Source organism: Niastella caeni (assembly GCF_004834005.1).
Taxonomy (GTDB): domain Bacteria; phylum Bacteroidota; class Bacteroidia; order Chitinophagales; family Chitinophagaceae; genus Niastella; species Niastella caeni.
This window is the reverse complement of sequence record NZ_STFF01000004.1, coordinates 369,276-383,709: the sequence shown is the minus strand read 5'-3', so window position 1 is coordinate 383,709 and position 14,434 is coordinate 369,276. Positions and strand designations below refer to the sequence as shown.

At 43.2% G+C, this 14,434-nt stretch carries 13 protein-coding genes; 7 read left to right on the top strand and 6 right to left on the bottom strand.

From position 1 onward, the window contains the following. The first annotated feature begins 12 nt into the window (after positions 1-12). A complete protein-coding gene (locus FAM09_RS16515; protein WP_136578234.1) occupies positions 13-678 on the top strand; it encodes a response regulator transcription factor in 666 nt (221 codons plus the stop codon). Positions 679-693: 15 nt separating this feature from the next. Here the strand turns inward: FAM09_RS16515 and FAM09_RS16510 are convergent, their stop codons facing one another. The 5 genes from FAM09_RS16510 to FAM09_RS16490 all read right to left on the bottom strand — a co-directional run bounded on the left by FAM09_RS16510 (position 694) and on the right by FAM09_RS16490 (position 8,246). Next, complete coding sequence (locus tag FAM09_RS16510; protein ID WP_136578233.1) at positions 694-4,254, bottom strand: alpha-L-rhamnosidase-related protein; 3,561 nt, start codon at positions 4,252-4,254, stop codon at positions 694-696. 161 nt (positions 4,255-4,415) lie between these two features. Beyond that, entirely contained in the window at positions 4,416-5,606 is a 1,191-nt protein-coding gene (locus FAM09_RS16505; RefSeq protein WP_136578232.1) for an epoxide hydrolase family protein, read from the bottom strand. 93 nt (positions 5,607-5,699) lie between these two features. Further along, positions 5,700-6,566: a helix-turn-helix domain-containing protein gene (locus FAM09_RS16500; RefSeq protein WP_136578231.1), complete on the bottom strand. Its 867-nt coding sequence runs from the start codon at positions 6,564-6,566 to the stop codon at positions 5,700-5,702. Between the two features lie 353 nt (positions 6,567-6,919). Continuing rightward, positions 6,920-7,378: an SRPBCC family protein gene (locus tag FAM09_RS16495; RefSeq protein WP_136578230.1), complete on the bottom strand. Its 459-nt coding sequence runs from the start codon at positions 7,376-7,378 to the stop codon at positions 6,920-6,922. 76 nt (positions 7,379-7,454) lie between these two features. Then, positions 7,455-8,246, bottom strand: a complete 792-nt coding sequence (locus tag FAM09_RS16490; protein ID WP_136578229.1) for an SDR family NAD(P)-dependent oxidoreductase — start codon at positions 8,244-8,246, stop codon at positions 7,455-7,457. Between the two features lie 132 nt (positions 8,247-8,378). Here FAM09_RS16490 and FAM09_RS16485 point away from each other — a divergent pair, with 132 nt between their 5' ends. Continuing rightward, positions 8,379-9,377 (top strand): GlxA family transcriptional regulator, encoded by a 999-nt coding sequence (locus FAM09_RS16485; RefSeq protein WP_136578228.1) that lies wholly within the window; start codon positions 8,379-8,381, stop codon positions 9,375-9,377. 90 nt (positions 9,378-9,467) lie between these two features. On the opposite strand, the gene FAM09_RS30725 is transcribed toward FAM09_RS16485, so the two are convergent. Beyond that, positions 9,468-9,638 (bottom strand): hypothetical protein, encoded by a 171-nt coding sequence (locus tag FAM09_RS30725; RefSeq protein WP_153825459.1) that lies wholly within the window; start codon positions 9,636-9,638, stop codon positions 9,468-9,470. Positions 9,639-9,985: 347 nt separating this feature from the next. Between FAM09_RS30725 and FAM09_RS16480 the strand changes: the two genes are divergently transcribed. From FAM09_RS16480 to FAM09_RS16460, 5 genes are read left to right on the top strand one after another with little or no spacing between them, the layout of a single operon-like run. Continuing rightward, complete coding sequence (locus tag FAM09_RS16480; RefSeq protein ID WP_166437182.1) at positions 9,986-10,882, top strand: MerR family transcriptional regulator; 897 nt, start codon at positions 9,986-9,988, stop codon at positions 10,880-10,882. 37 nt (positions 10,883-10,919) lie between these two features. Beyond that, on the top strand, positions 10,920-12,416 hold the full coding sequence (locus FAM09_RS16475; RefSeq protein ID WP_136578226.1) for a phytoene desaturase family protein: 1,497 nt from the start codon (positions 10,920-10,922) through the stop codon (positions 12,414-12,416). Beyond that, on the top strand, positions 12,400-13,236 hold the full coding sequence (locus FAM09_RS16470; protein ID WP_136578225.1) for a phytoene/squalene synthase family protein: 837 nt from the start codon (positions 12,400-12,402) through the stop codon (positions 13,234-13,236). The genes FAM09_RS16475 and FAM09_RS16470 overlap by 17 nt, the downstream gene beginning before the upstream one ends. Before the next feature lie 24 nt (positions 13,237-13,260). Then, on the top strand, positions 13,261-13,722 hold the full coding sequence (locus FAM09_RS16465) for a sterol desaturase family protein (RefSeq protein WP_136578224.1): 462 nt from the start codon (positions 13,261-13,263) through the stop codon (positions 13,720-13,722). 1 nt (position 13,723) lies between these two features. Then, entirely contained in the window at positions 13,724-14,431 is a 708-nt protein-coding gene (locus tag FAM09_RS16460; protein ID WP_136578223.1) for a lycopene cyclase domain-containing protein, read from the top strand. Positions 14,432-14,434: the final 3 nt, after the last annotated feature.

Below are 14,434 nucleotides of genomic sequence, written 5' to 3'. Positions count from 1 at the left end.
CCTTTTATGCATATGAAAAATATATCACTGGCCATTGTAGATGACCATAAATTGTTCAGAGATGGATTGGCCGAACTGATCAATGGCTTTAGTAATTACCAGGTCGTTATTGAAGCCGATAACGGACAGGATTTTATTCACCAGCTTAATGCCAGTAACGTGCCCGAAATAGTTTTGCTCGACCTCAACATGAAGCAAATGGATGGATTTGAAACGGCCGCCTGGTTAAAGGAACATCATCCAGATATAAAGATCCTGGCCTTGTCGATGTACGAAAACGAAAATGCCATTATCAGGATGCTGCGGCTCGGTGTGCGGGGATATGTATTAAAAGACATCCGTAAACAGGAACTGGAGCAGGCGCTTTCGTCGCTGGTATCAAAAGGATATTATTATACCGAGCTGGTTACCGGCAAACTGATCCATGCATTGAATAGTTTGCATGAAGAAAAACCAGGCCCCTCGTTAAGAGAACTGGTTTCGCTGAATCAACGGGAAACGGAGTTTTTAAAACTGGCCTGCACCGAATTAACCTATAAAGACATTGCCGATAAAATGTGTTTAAGCATTCACACTATTGACGGCTATCGTGATGTATTATTTGAAAAACTGAATGTGAAAAGCCGTGTTGGACTGGTGGTATATGCTATAAAAAATAAAATTGTGCTAATAGATTAGTGCTCTCTTACCTCATCACTTTTCTATGATCACTTTCTTCAGCACATACCCATTCGGGCCGCCCTTCAACAATACGGTATAAACACCCTTTCCCAGCTTGCTTACATCGATAGCTATACAGGCTGCATCGTGCGGCAGGGTTTTCCTGAGTACTGTACGCCCGGTCATGTCGGTGATGTACAGGTACCGGTACCCTGAATTACCCGGGTATACGGTGAGCATATCATTGGCAGGATTGGGATAAAGCATTACCGCCTGGTTATTGTCTTTCTCAGGTTGTTGTTTACCGGTTGCCATCCGGGTTGTTGTGGCCTGTATAATAATCGAGCTCATGGCATCGTTCCAGTTGTCGTCTGTCAAACACCAGGTATCGGCCGTTTTCACCAGCGAGTTGCCGCTGAAACTGGCATCCCAATATAGTATAGCCTGGTAGCCGTTCAGCACCCTGAGCGACGATAGCAAATCGTTGGGCATACCACGCGCTATAAGCTCAGCAAGATCGTACCTGCCTACCGGCAAGGCAACAGCGTTTCCGCCATAACCGCAATCGCTATACAAAACTACCGGCCCGCTGGCCGATACGGCCTGGGAAAATGCGTTGAAGGTCCAGGAACCTGGCTGTACCCTGAACCGGATGTACGCGTCATCTTCACCTGCAAACGTTAAACCTGTCACATTCCCCATTGGCGAGCCGTTCCGCCATACAGCAATCCTGTTGGCGCAGATCTCTTTCACCCCGGCGGCCAGCATTCCTTTGGGAATGCCCACAATAGCTACCGTATTCAGCGGGTTGGTGATTGTTTGTGTAAAGGTGTTACTGTGCCGGGTATAGGAAACAGTTATATCGCCTTTTACAGAAGGAACGATGGCCGAGAGGTTGGTGAGGGCGGTTACCTGCGGCTCAAAAATAAATTCATTGTAGGCAGGCAGGGTAGGCCTTACCCCCAATACATAAGCACTCAACTGGTAAAGCGGCCCGGCGCTCCAGGCGTGATTATTACTGTTGCTTGCAGGAAACTCTTCCCATAAGGTGGAGGACCAGCTACCGATCATATCAGCATACCGGTTACGCATGCGGGTAAGCGCATCGTTGGCATTGAGCATCGACATAGCCATTTCAATATACATTTCCTGGTACGGGCTTGCATTGTTCCGGTTCTTTAATACAGTTAATACACCCGGCTTCCGTGAATCGTCAACCATGCCGGCCAGCACGGCCCAGGCATTGCTTCTGTCGTCGATCACCGATGATTGTACGCCATTATTGTTGTGGAACACATAGGCATTGGCGCTACTGTTCCAGAAGTAGTAATTAAAATAAACTTTAACCTTATAGAGCAAAGTTTGATAATAAGTTTTGTCTGCAGCAGCCCCTGTAAGATCCGCCATCTTTATCATGGCCTCCAGCAAAGTAATATATAAGGCGTTGCATACGGTGTTGGCGCTTCCATCCACGATATTCAAGTTGCTGCCCCAGTCGATCCAGTTCCACAGATTCCAACCCTGTTGAGGCTGTAGTATCAGCATACCATCTGCGTTGGCTGTGCCTGCGCAATGTTCAATGAACTTTTTAGCCTGCGGATAGAGCTCATGAACCAGGCTGGCATCGCCGGTATACTGGTAGTATTTCCACAGCATGGCTACGGCAGCCATATTTTGGTCTGGAAGATTGAATGCAGTACCCGGTGCGGTGGTATACAGCGAGCCATCGGCTTTTTGCGTGCGCATCAGTTCCCTGAATGCTTTTTTAGCCAGCAGGTTGGCCTGCTCGTCGTAGAGGTAGAACGAGTAGAGGATCTGTTCCGAAACATCGCCCCACCACTGGCCACGTTCCCGGTTGGGACAATCGTAGAAGATATCGCGCATGCACACCAGCGAAGTGTTTTTACACTTGGTCCATAGTTTGTTCAGGGATGTGTCGTTGCAGAAAAAGCTTCCGCGAATGGCGGTATTGTAACTCGTTTGCCTGAACTTCAGATCAAGGATCGTAACAGGGCCCGTTACATTACTGAACTCATATTTCACTGTATGGTCGCTGGAGTTTTGCCAGGCAAAACATTCAAATTCCTGCACCCCGGGCCTGGTAATGTATTCCTGCCAGTAAAACTCATTTAGTATGATCTTTATACGTACCCCGGCAGGCGCATCCACTTTCAGGTAAGGTGTTCCCTGAATATTAATGCCCAGCTCCTGTGTTATAGTTGTGTTTGTATTGATCGTTGAAGGAAAGGCCTTGTTATAAGGGGTTAATCCATGATCTTTCCAAAAGGGAATAGTGCGGTGCACCAGGTTATTCCAGGGCGCAACGGGCGGTGCGCCTTTTGTTATGGCATTGCCCCAGTTATTGTCATTATACGCAGCAGTATGCCAACCGGTCAGGGCGTTGCCGGCATCATAACTTACCGGCCAGGCCACCCATTTATGATCGTTCCATTGCCTTAGCTGGTTGTTTTCCGATCCGTAGGCTACATCGCATACCCCGGGCAGTGTGAACGATTCCCATTCATTGGCGCATTTCGTCCATGGGTTACCGCTCCCGGTGAGCCTGTAATAACCGGCCTTTACTACGTTGGGAACAGGATCGCCAAAGGTGGCATTATCGAACGTAATGGTGCCGCTCACCGCATATTTGTAGTTGAAAGTACCCCGGTTAAACGCCGGGTTCACCTTCATTTTCCAGGTATTGTCCGATGCGATAAAAGTCGGACTGGCGCCCTGTATTTTTGATTCGAACAAAAAACCGCCGTTGTCAACCGTTCGCTGCGAATAGCCATCTGCGCCCCCTTTGTACCATACCAGTGCCGCAATGGTATTTTCACCGCTTTTAAGGTAAGGAGCCAGATCTATTTCGTCGTAATAGGTGTTGTTCAGGTCGGGACGAATGTCGAGTCCGCCATCCCGCACCACCAGGCTATCGTTCACATACAGCCAGTATTTATTCTCTGCCGCGATCTTTGTGATGGCGCTGCCGGGCTTTGCACTAAGGGTCACTTTTTTCCGGAACGATACCCAGGTGTTAAAGGGCCCCTGCTCAGCCGTCCAGATCCAACTGGCGGCCCAGCTTCCTGCAGCAGGCGTTCCCAGTAATTCAATCTCTGCCAGCTGAAGCATGGTTCCGCTGTTATTGGTCATGTTAAACCGGTAATACGTATAACTGGTGCTGTTAGTGAAGGTGAACGTGCGCGTTTGCAACCGCTCGGGGAAATCTTGGTTGGTACGGGTATCAATGGTGCTCCAGTTGTTTCCGTCATTCGACCCCTGTAATGTCCAGTTCAGGGGATCGCGTTCGGGGGCATCATTGGCAGAAGTGATGGCATAGGCTGTTACTATATACCCTGCGTTGGCCTGGTATTGGATCCAGGCCGGGGAGTTTACTGTGAGATATTTTGTGCTTACATTATTGTCGACCAAATTGGTATATGCTTCACCGGGCGGGGAACCTGTTTGAAATTGGGCGCTGATTGTTCCCCCCAGGTCGGTGATATTTACCTGGGCTTTGGCAGTTGTAATGAACAAAGTAAGCAGTGACAATATTATAGCTGACTTAGCCTTGGATAAAGTTTTTGATTTGCACATAGAATAAGGTTTACTGTTAGTATTTTTACTAAATGACCTTTTACGGTAATGAAAGGTATGTGTTTAGCAAGATCGACTTTTCAGAATGTGCAGAATTTTTATTTCGAATCAAATCACGCCGGGAATATGATTGGATATCCTTAAGTTTAAAATAGTCGTACTCATGCCACACCTTCAAAGAAGGTGTGTATATCTTTCGCCAATACTTCGGGGCATTCCATAGCCGGGAAATGCAGGCCTTCTTCAAAAGAGCTCCACCTGTCGGGGTTACCCAATGGTCCCAATAATTTTTTTAGCAGGGCGCCATGGCCACCAAACGCGGCCATTGCCGATGGAACTTTTGGCGGCGCCCACGATTGTTGCGTATTGGCATCACTGCTTTGCGCATTCCAGTCAAACGACATATTCATGCCATCGTACAACGTATAAGCAGAAGAGGCGCCCAATTTATTCAACCAATACATTGAAATATTGGTAAGCATAAGGTCCAACTCAATGGCATCTTCAGGCAACTGTTTCCCGGCATTCGTCCAGGTTTTGTATTTCTCCATGATCCAGCTTAATAAACCTACAGGGCTATCGGTGAGTGCAAATGCCAGTGTTTGTGGTTTTGTGGATAATATTTTCAAATAGGCCGTTTCAAATTTTTCATAATCCCTGAACCCGGCGATCTGTTTCTTTTCCTCGTCAGAAAAAGATTGCAGGTCCTGCGGCAACATGCCCATACCTGTTACTGCCGTGTAATCGGTATTTACGTACGTTCCCAGCAGGCGATAACCTGCTATTGCCGATAACATGCCCGTAATACCGGCGCCCATATCGGTACCATGCACGGCAAATTTATCGTAGCCTAATACAGTCATCAGTTCTGCAAAGACCGAGGCTATTTTTATCAGGTCCCAATTTTGGTCGCTCACAGGCAAGGAGAAGCCGAAGCCCGGTATGGAGGGAATGATCAAATGAAAAGAAACGGTTGATCGTATATCATTTGCGGAAGGGTTCGTAAGCGGATCAATTAATTTTATGAATTCAACATAAGAGCTCGGATATCCATGTATAAGCATCAGGGGAATGGCGTTGGGGTCTTCAGATTGGATATGCAGGAAGTGTATCGGCTGTCCGTTTATGTTGGCCATGTATTGCGGATATTGGTTCAACCACGCTTCCTGCATTTTCCAGTTAAATTGCGTTTGCCAGTAGGTGGCAATTTTTTGCAGATAAGAAACGGGCACTCCGCATTTCCAGTCATTTGTTTTCCCTGCCGGAAAGCGCGATACCGCTAATCTATGATTCAGATCATCAATTTCTTCCTGAGGGATATTAATGGTAAACGGGCTGATTGAGTTGTTCATACTATTTAGTTTTGTTGCAGTAAAGGTGCTTCAAAAAAGGATCAACACAATTATCCAAATGTCGGCAAGAATGATACTTTTTTCGGTAAGCTATTATTGTTGCTTCCGGTAAGCGGCCGGCGTTAGACCTTCTCTTTTTTTAAAAGCTTTGATAAAGTTTGTGGTTTCCGGGAAATTAAGCCAGTTGGCAATTTCCTGTACCGACATGGTTGTTTGCCTCAACAATGTTTTTGCTTCCAGGAAAACCGTTTTATCGATCAATGCTTTGGCTGGCTTTCCAATTTCGGCTAATAGTACTTCACTCAGGTATTTGGAAGTTATGTTCATTTTCCGGGCATAAAAATCAACCGTTCGTTCTGTTAAGAAATGCTCTACAACAAGCCCCTGAAACTGCCGAACCAGTTTTTGCTTTTGGGTAAGCCCATTCAGGGTATGTGTAAGATCGATGTGGTACATTTTTTTTGCAAGCATCAGGATGGAGTAAACAATACCGGTTGCAATGGCTTCCTCATCCCTGAATGCTTTGAGTGTGTTGAACAGCAACCGCATTTGCTTTAATTGCGCAGCGTTTAATTGAATTACATGATTGCCACCGGGCAGGAAAAACGGAAGCGAATCAAGAAAACCGGCATACTGGGAGTTCTTAAAAAAGTCGCGGGTAAACAATACGGTATCCGTAAGCGCAGTAGATTCATTCAGCCATTGGGAAATAGTACCGGGGCCAATGGCAATACAACTGCCCCTGCTTATTACATATTCATTGTTAGCAATACGAACGGTATCTTTACCGCCATAGGTTATGCCTATTCCATAAAAAAAATTACGTATCGGAAAGTTTATATTAGCCACTTTAAAAGTGGCATCGTCGAGCAACATGTATTGTACACCGCCCGCCTTAAAATAATTATACGTTAAATATTTGAAAATGTCGAACGATGCAAGATTCATTCCCTTTCTCATATGGGCGGTATGTATGGTTTATTTTCCCGATGTAAATTAAGTTATTATTGAGCTGCGCGGTACAAAATTTGCAAAGCGAATGACAATGAGCAGGCAAATTTTTAACAGGTCAGTTAATCTTATTAATAATTATTTAAGCTTGCAACCGGGCTGAGTTCCCAATTTTGTTTATGAATACCGGTTTCCTGATGATAAAATAGAAAGTTTTTACAAACAGGAAAATCAGTTAGTGCAGTTATACAGCACTTTTTTATAGTTTATAGCTCCTGGCTGTATAACCAGGAACCATAAACTATTCAACTATGTCAATAAGCGTTTATTGTTTTATGGATAGACTTGAACCGCTACCTGCTTCATTGTGGTCCGGTTGGGGGAAATCCTGGTTGGCCTTTACCTGTGGTTATCAAACTCAACAAACTATACTGCATATATTGGCTCCATGCATCTGAACAGCCATCGTAACATTCAATTTTCGGCACTAAACCGTGATGAGTGAATCGGAGCTGCGTCCTATTTCCAACTATAGAAATTTCAAAGCTGATTTTTGTTCCTGTCCATTCGCTTGGGTCATTGACAAAACTTAGTTTGCTTTCATTAACAAGCCAAACCACTTTTTTACCTGGGATAACTTCAATTAATTTTTGTTTTGAATAATGCACATCACCAAAACGAACTTCAAATTCGTCATTCAGTTTTTGGGATTTTCCCTTCAAATTGTTTGTCCACCATTCTTTTACATTAATAACAGCATTGAATACTTCCTGGGGCATTTTATCAACCAAAAGGGTTGTTGTGAAATCTTGATTATTCATTTTAATTTGTTTTGATATTCAAATCCAATTCTTTCAATAATTAAAACATTGCCAGCATGCCAGGTTGAAAGAAAGTTTAGTAAACAATCATTCCAGATGTGAGATTGAGAATAGTTCCGCTAATTCCGCTGCCATCATCTGAAGCTGCAAATACCGCAGCGTTCGTCAATTCTGCAAGCGTTGTTAATTTCTTCCTGTGAGTAGCGCCCTCCATTACTGAATGAAATTGTTCAAAAGTTATTCCGTGTGCTTTCCCATGGATGTCCCAAACTTCATCAATAAGTGATGTTTCAGGAATGCCGGTAGTAAGTAAGCAAACAGCTCTCACGCCCTGGGGTCCGCATTCAACAGAAAGAGATCGGCAAAGCGCTTCCATTGCAGCCCAGGCAGGCACCATGCCACCAACGAACGGCGGACTTATACGACTTGCATTGGGTGTATGCATGATAATAACACCATTGCCCTGCTTCATCATTTGTTGCGCCGCTGCTTTTGAAGTGATGAAATGAGATTGAGTATACGTTGTGATGGGAAGAGAAAAACTTTCCAATGAAGTTTCGGTAAGAGGAGATCCCTGAATACCTTTCATTGGCAGTCCAATGGCGTTAAAAGATATATCAAGCTTTCCTGCCTTTTTAACAATCTCCCTCATGTGCTTTTCAACAGCCGGTTCATTGAGGGCATCAACCTGGGTTATTTCTATATCCCCTCCCTCAGATATGATTTCGGCTGCTATCTTTTCAAGTTTTGAAGTTGTTCGTCCGGCTAAAAAAACTTTTGCCCCTTCAGAGGCAAATACTTTGGCTATAGCACAACCTATGTTGCCATCTCCGTAAACAGCGGCAACTTTGTTCTTTAATTTCTTCATCTTATTATTTTAAATGTGATTAAACTGACACAAAACTATAGTCCATATTTATATTTAACAGGGGGGTAAATAGACTTTGTATAGGGTTGATTTGGACCTGGCTTTTTTCTATCTTTATCCAAAAGAATTTCAATGAAACATCTCACGATCATTGTTCCTGACGGACAAAGCAACTTAAGCACTGTAGCCAGCATTGTAGGTGCTTACGAAATTTTTGCTGGGGCAAATGCGTATTGGAGAAAAACGGGGAAAAAAGAGCTGTTTTCTATTCAATTGGCAGGGAATTCAAAAAAAGTAAAATATGGTGAAGGCTTGATATCTGTGCAACCAGAAGTTGACATTTCAGCCATAACCAATACCACTCTCATCATAATACCTCCCACCTTGATTCGCAGCTATAACAATGCTGCAAAAGGAAATCAATTGTTGATAGACTGGATTGAGCAACAATATAAAAACGGTGCTGAAATAGCGAGTATATGCTCAGGAGCATTTATGCTGGCGTCTTCAGGTTTGCTGGATGGAAAAAATTGTTCTACGCATTGGGCCCACGCCGATAAGTTCAGAAGTTTGTTTCCGAATGTGAATTTAAAAGAAGAAAAATTGATCACCGATGAGTACGGAATTTATACGAACGGTGGGGGTTATTCTTTTTTAAACCTGATTATTTATCTCGTAGAAAAATACTACGACAGGCAAACCGCCATTTATTGTTCCAAAATTTTTCAAATTGAAATTGACAGGCAAAGCCAATCAGTATTTACAATTTTTTCTGGCCAGAAATTACACGGAGATGAGGTAGTGAAAAAAGCACAAACGTACATTGAAAACAACTTGCATGAAAAAATATCTGTTGAGCATTTGTCTTCCAAATTTGGAGTAGGCAGACGGCATTTTGACAGAAGGTTTATCAAAGCAACAGGAAATACACCTGTTGAATATTCACAACGGGTAAAAATTGAATCAGCCAAAAAAGCGTTGGAAACAACCCGCAAAAATGTGAATGAAGTAATGTATGAAGTTGGTTATTCTGATGTAAAAGCTTTCAGAGAAGTGTTCAGAAGAATTACAGGAATGTCACCTTTGGAATACAGAGGTAAATACAATAAGGAAATCGGGCAGACTGCATAAATAAAATGTACGCAACCAAATGTCAGTTGAACTATGCCCATAAAAAAACCATCCCCTACGGCAGATGGTTAACCATATTTTTATAGTGATTTATTTTTTATCAGGCTTCGTATTGGCCAATATTCGTTTAGCTTCTTCTACTTTCTCGGGGAAGTATATTTTTTCAGAAAGTTTGTCGCTTACTGTTAATGTAACTCCCAGCGAAGCGGCATATTTAATCATCCGTTCCTTCTTCTGTTGTTCGCTCTCTTTCTGTTTCATACACCAAAATTTTAAATTGATCCTTGAAATTACGCTTTTTTGGTTTAACCAAAAAGCCAAAATAATTAATTCCTTTTTCAAAGGGTACATTTCTAAACACGCGGGCAAAAGTTAAGCATTAGTGAATACTTATACCCGAGCGGAATTGCGATAAAAAATGCTATTCTGTTTAAATATTCTATTTCAACAAGAAAATTTCGAACTTAAAAGAGCCTTCTAAGTCAAAGACTTGAAGGCTTTTTAATTTACGTATGCCCCAGAACCACTTTTTCAATTAAGTCAACATGCCAATAAATTAAATTTGGCAAATTCCGCTTGTTTAAATAAATTCAATTAAATTTAAACAAGTGAATTCTTTCTCCGTTTCAAAGCTACAGCAGTTTTCCGGGATAAAGGCCCACACAATTCGCATTTGGGAACAACGGTATAATGCCTTACAACCAGATCGCAGTGAAGGCAATACCCGGTATTATAATGGAGAACAGTTAAGACGCCTGTTGAATATTGTAAGCCTGCTGAACACCGATAAGAGAATTTCGGAGCTGTGCAGCATGTCGGATGAGCAATTGAACCAGTTGGTCAAAAAGCATATGACACCTGCAAAGGGACCCGCTCCTGAATATGAATTCTATGTTTCACAGATCATAGCGGCGGCGCTTGAATATGATGAGATCAGTTTCGATAAAGTGTTTTCCAACGCTATGCTGCGGTATGGCCTCAGGCATGCCTATATCCATATCATATATCCATCCTTACAGCGGCTTAGCCTTATGTGGTCAACATGTGTACTGGCGCCCGCACAGGAACATTTTATTACCGGTTTGTTCAGACAGAAGTTTTTAACTGCAACGGACGCCCTGCCTGTTCCCCATTCAGCCGCTGCGGCAAAAGACGCCTGGGTGCTCTATTTGCCAGAGGATGATTTTCATGAAATGGGTCTTTTGCTGGCCAATTACCTGTTACGGCAGGCAGGCAAAAAGGTCATATACCTGGGAGCTAATGTTCCCTTTGATTCACTTATCGATGCCGTAAACATAATAAATCCAGCCCATCTCTTATTTTTCCTGGTTAATAAAAACGAGGCAGATCAAAATGAGGAACTATTAAAAAATACCTGCCGGCAGTTTCATTTCCTTAAGGTTTATGCAGCCTGTGACAAAGCGCAAGTAAATGGTTTCAGGAAACCCAAAAACCTCACCCTGCTGCATGCAGTGGAGGACCTGGATAACGTCCTGAAAAATTAATGTTTAAAATTTTTAGTAAAAATATAAACATACCCTGATGGCGAAAATTGGCGTCATAGGAGCCGGTTTTGCAGGATTGAGTGCCGCCTGCTATCTGTCTGCTGCAGGGCATGAAGTACATGTATTTGAGAAAAATGCCGAAGCAGGCGGACGGGCCAGGCAATTACTTACCTCCAATGGCTTTGCGTTCGATATGGGGCCCAGTTGGTACTGGATGCCTGACGTACTGGAGAAATTCTTTAATGACATGGGGCATCAGGCCAGTGATTTCTTCCAATTACAATTACTGAACCCGTCTTTTGAGATGGTATTCGACCGGCAGCAAACCATGGTTATTCCGGCTGACTGCAAAGACCTGGCCGATCTGTTTGAATACATTGAATCAGGCAGCGCCCGGTCATTGGAAAAATTCCTGCACGAAGCAAAACAGAAATATCACTTTGGCATGGAGCAACTGGTGTATAAACCGGCCCTGTCTGTAACCGAATATTTATCAGCTAAACTCATTTGGAAAAGTTTACAGGTTGATGTTTTCCTTCCGTTCAGCAAACATGTCAGAAAGTTCTTTACCAATCCGCGCCTGATCGCCCTGATGGAATTTCCCGTTTTATTTCTCGGCGCTCAGCCCTCACAAACGCCTGCTTTATACAGCCTCATAAATTATGCAGGTTTAATGCTGGGCACCTGGTATCCCCGGGGCGGTTTCGTAAAAGTTATAAGCGCCATGCACCACATTGCAGAAAAGAACGGGGTAGTTTTTCATTTTAATGCCGGTGTTGAAAAGATCATGACCAAAGCCGGACTGGTAACCGGTTTACAACATGATCAACAAACATTTTATTGTAACGGACTTGTGGCCGCGGCCGATTATAATCATGTTGAAAAGAATTTATTACAAGCCGGGGAAAGAAACTACAATGGAAAATATTGGGATAACAGGGTAATGGCGCCTTCCTGTTTGATCTTTTACCTGGGAGTAGCAAAAAAGATCGGCCGGCTCAATCACCATACCCTGTTTTTTGATGAATGCCTGAATGATCATGCACGCCAGATCTACAGCGAGCCCCAATGGCCCGACAGGCCGTTGTTCTATGTTTGCTGTCCTTCAAAAACCGACAATTCGGTGGCGCCGCCCGGTCATGAGAACCTTTTTCTGCTAATGCCCATTGCTGCAGGCCTGGATGATAGCGAAGCAACCAGGCAAAAATATTTTTCCATCATGATCAGCAGGCTGGAAGCCTTTGCCGGCGAATCCATTCAAAACCATATCGTATTCAGTAGCAGCTATTGCATAAAGAACTTTATACAGGATTACAATTCTTTTAAAGGCAATGCCTATGGACTGGCTAACACCTTATCACAAACCGCCATTCTGAAGCCGAAGATCAGGAATAAACAACTCAGGAACCTGTTCTATGCAGGTCAGCTAACCGTACCTGGTCCCGGGGTGCCACCCGCCGTTATTTCCGGCAAAATAGCCGCCGGGCTTTTGAATAAATACCTAACAAACAAGAGCCATGAAATATTTGTATGATAAGGTTTCTATTGAGTGCTGCAAACTCACAACGAAAACATACAGTACCAGTTTTTCTTTAGGGATCCTTTCCCTGGCCAAACCATTGCGTAACCCGATCTATGCCATTTACGGCTTTGTTCGATTGGCCGATGAAATAGTTGACAGCTTCCTTGAATATAACAGGAAAGAGTTGCTGGCTGCATTCAGGGAAGAAGTGGGCGGGGCGTTACGCAACAGGATCTCATTGAACCCGGTATTAAATGCATTTCAGGCAGTTGTTCATGCATATGGGATAAACAGGAAATGGATCGACATCTTCCTCGATAGCATGGAAATGGACCTGTATTATCAAACTTACAATGAAGACAATTATAAAAAGTATATCCTGGGTTCTGCAGAAGCAGTAGGCCTCATGTGCTTATACGTATTTACGTATGGCAATAACGCCTCCTTTGAAAAGTTGAAACCCTATGCTATGCGGCTGGGTGCTGCTTTTCAGAAAGTAAATTTCCTGAGAGATGCGCAGGCCGATAACCAACTGCTTGGCCGCACTTATTTTCCATCAGTTAACCTTAGGAATTTTTCAACAGCAGAAAAGAAAAAAATTGAAAAAGAGATAGAGGCAGATTTTACAGAGGCATTGAAGGGTATAAAAATGCTGCCGGGAACCTCTAAAAGGGGCGTATATCTTGCATATTACTATTATTTGAACCTTTTTAAGAAAATAAAGCGGCTTCCGGCAGAAAAAATACTCAATGAGCGCATCCGTATCCCCAATTTTAAAAAGCTGGTGTTGATGTTGGAGTCGAACCTGAAATACCAGTTGAATATCATTTAAAAAATATCAAAACAGGATGCCATTATGTTAGCTATTCAAATTCTTATTGTGCTGATCACATTTGTGGGAATGGAAGGGGTTGCCTGGTTCACCCATAAATATATCATGCACGGATTGTGCTGGTTCTTACATAAAGACCATCACCGTAAGGAGTCACATGGCTTTTTTGAACACAACGATTTTTTCTTTTTGGTATTTGCTTTACCAGGCATAGCCGGGCTGGGGTGGGGCATGCAAAATAATTTTAACTGGGCGTTTTGGGTGGGGCTTGGTATTACATTATATGGTTTGGCTTATTTCCTGGTACACGATATTTTTATTCATCAACGGTTCAAACTTTTCAGGAATGCCAATAATGCCTATTTCAAAGCTATCCGCCGCGCGCATAAAGTACATCATAAGCATTTGAATAAAGAAGAGGGAGAATGTTTCGGTATGTTATGGGTACCGTTCAAATATTTTAAAATGAATAATTCCGTTAACTGATATGCATGCAACTTATTTGCTGATCAATTTTTTTTCAGTCATTGTCCCTTTCCTGTTCTCATTTCACCCTGCCCTCCGGTTCTATATACATTTTAAAGCATTCCTGGCCGGTAATTTCATTACCACAGCCTGCTTCATTGCGTGGGATATGCTATTTACCTGCCAGAAGGTTTGGGGATTCAATGATACCTATACGTTAGGTTATAAGTTATATAATCTACCGGTTGAAGAGGTATTGTTCTTTATCTGTATCCCTTTTGCCTGCGTGTTTACCTATCATTGCCTCACTACCTTTTATAAGATCAGCTGGCCTCACCGGCCTGAAAAGATCGTTATCCTCGTTCTATCGTTGTTGTTGCTATCGGCGGGCATGGTATATCTCAACAGGTTGTATTCCGCAGTAACCTTCATAAGCACAGGTGTTCTATTGCTGACACTGAAATTTGTATGTAAAGTAAACTGGCTGCCCCGTTTCCTTACCATTTATCCATTATTACTGATCCCGTTTTTTATTGTCAATGGCCTGCTCACCGGCACTGGCTTGCAGCAACCGGTGGTATGGTACAATAATGCCGAGACGGTTGGCATCAGGGTATTGACCATACCGGTGGAAGATTTTGTTTACGGACTGGAATTGCTACTGGTCAATCTTTTCTTCTACGAGCGGTTTAAACCGGTATTCAAGGTAACAGCTTCAAGATTTTTTTAAAAG

Coding starts and splice junctions, on each gene's coding strand:
- FAM09_RS16495 (WP_136578230.1), bottom strand. CDS start 7,378: ATGAATAATCAAGATTTCACAACAACCCTTTTGGTTGATAAAATGCCC.
- FAM09_RS16515 (WP_136578234.1), top strand. CDS start 13: ATGAAAAATATATCACTGGCCATTGTAGATGACCATAAATTGTTCAGA.
- FAM09_RS16460 (WP_136578223.1), top strand. CDS start 13,724: ATGCATGCAACTTATTTGCTGATCAATTTTTTTTCAGTCATTGTCCCT.
- FAM09_RS16490 (WP_136578229.1), bottom strand. CDS start 8,246: ATGAAGAAATTAAAGAACAAAGTTGCCGCTGTTTACGGAGATGGCAAC.
- FAM09_RS16470 (WP_136578225.1), top strand. CDS start 12,400: ATGAAATATTTGTATGATAAGGTTTCTATTGAGTGCTGCAAACTCACA.
- FAM09_RS16475 (WP_136578226.1), top strand. CDS start 10,920: ATGGCGAAAATTGGCGTCATAGGAGCCGGTTTTGCAGGATTGAGTGCC.
- FAM09_RS16465 (WP_136578224.1), top strand. CDS start 13,261: ATGTTAGCTATTCAAATTCTTATTGTGCTGATCACATTTGTGGGAATG.
- FAM09_RS16500 (WP_136578231.1), bottom strand. CDS start 6,566: ATGAGAAAGGGAATGAATCTTGCATCGTTCGACATTTTCAAATATTTA.
- FAM09_RS16510 (WP_136578233.1), bottom strand. CDS start 4,254: ATGTGCAAATCAAAAACTTTATCCAAGGCTAAGTCAGCTATAATATTG.
- FAM09_RS30725 (WP_153825459.1), bottom strand. CDS start 9,638: ATGAAACAGAAAGAGAGCGAACAACAGAAGAAGGAACGGATGATTAAA.
- FAM09_RS16505 (WP_136578232.1), bottom strand. CDS start 5,606: ATGAACAACTCAATCAGCCCGTTTACCATTAATATCCCTCAGGAAGAA.
- FAM09_RS16485 (WP_136578228.1), top strand. CDS start 8,379: ATGAAACATCTCACGATCATTGTTCCTGACGGACAAAGCAACTTAAGC.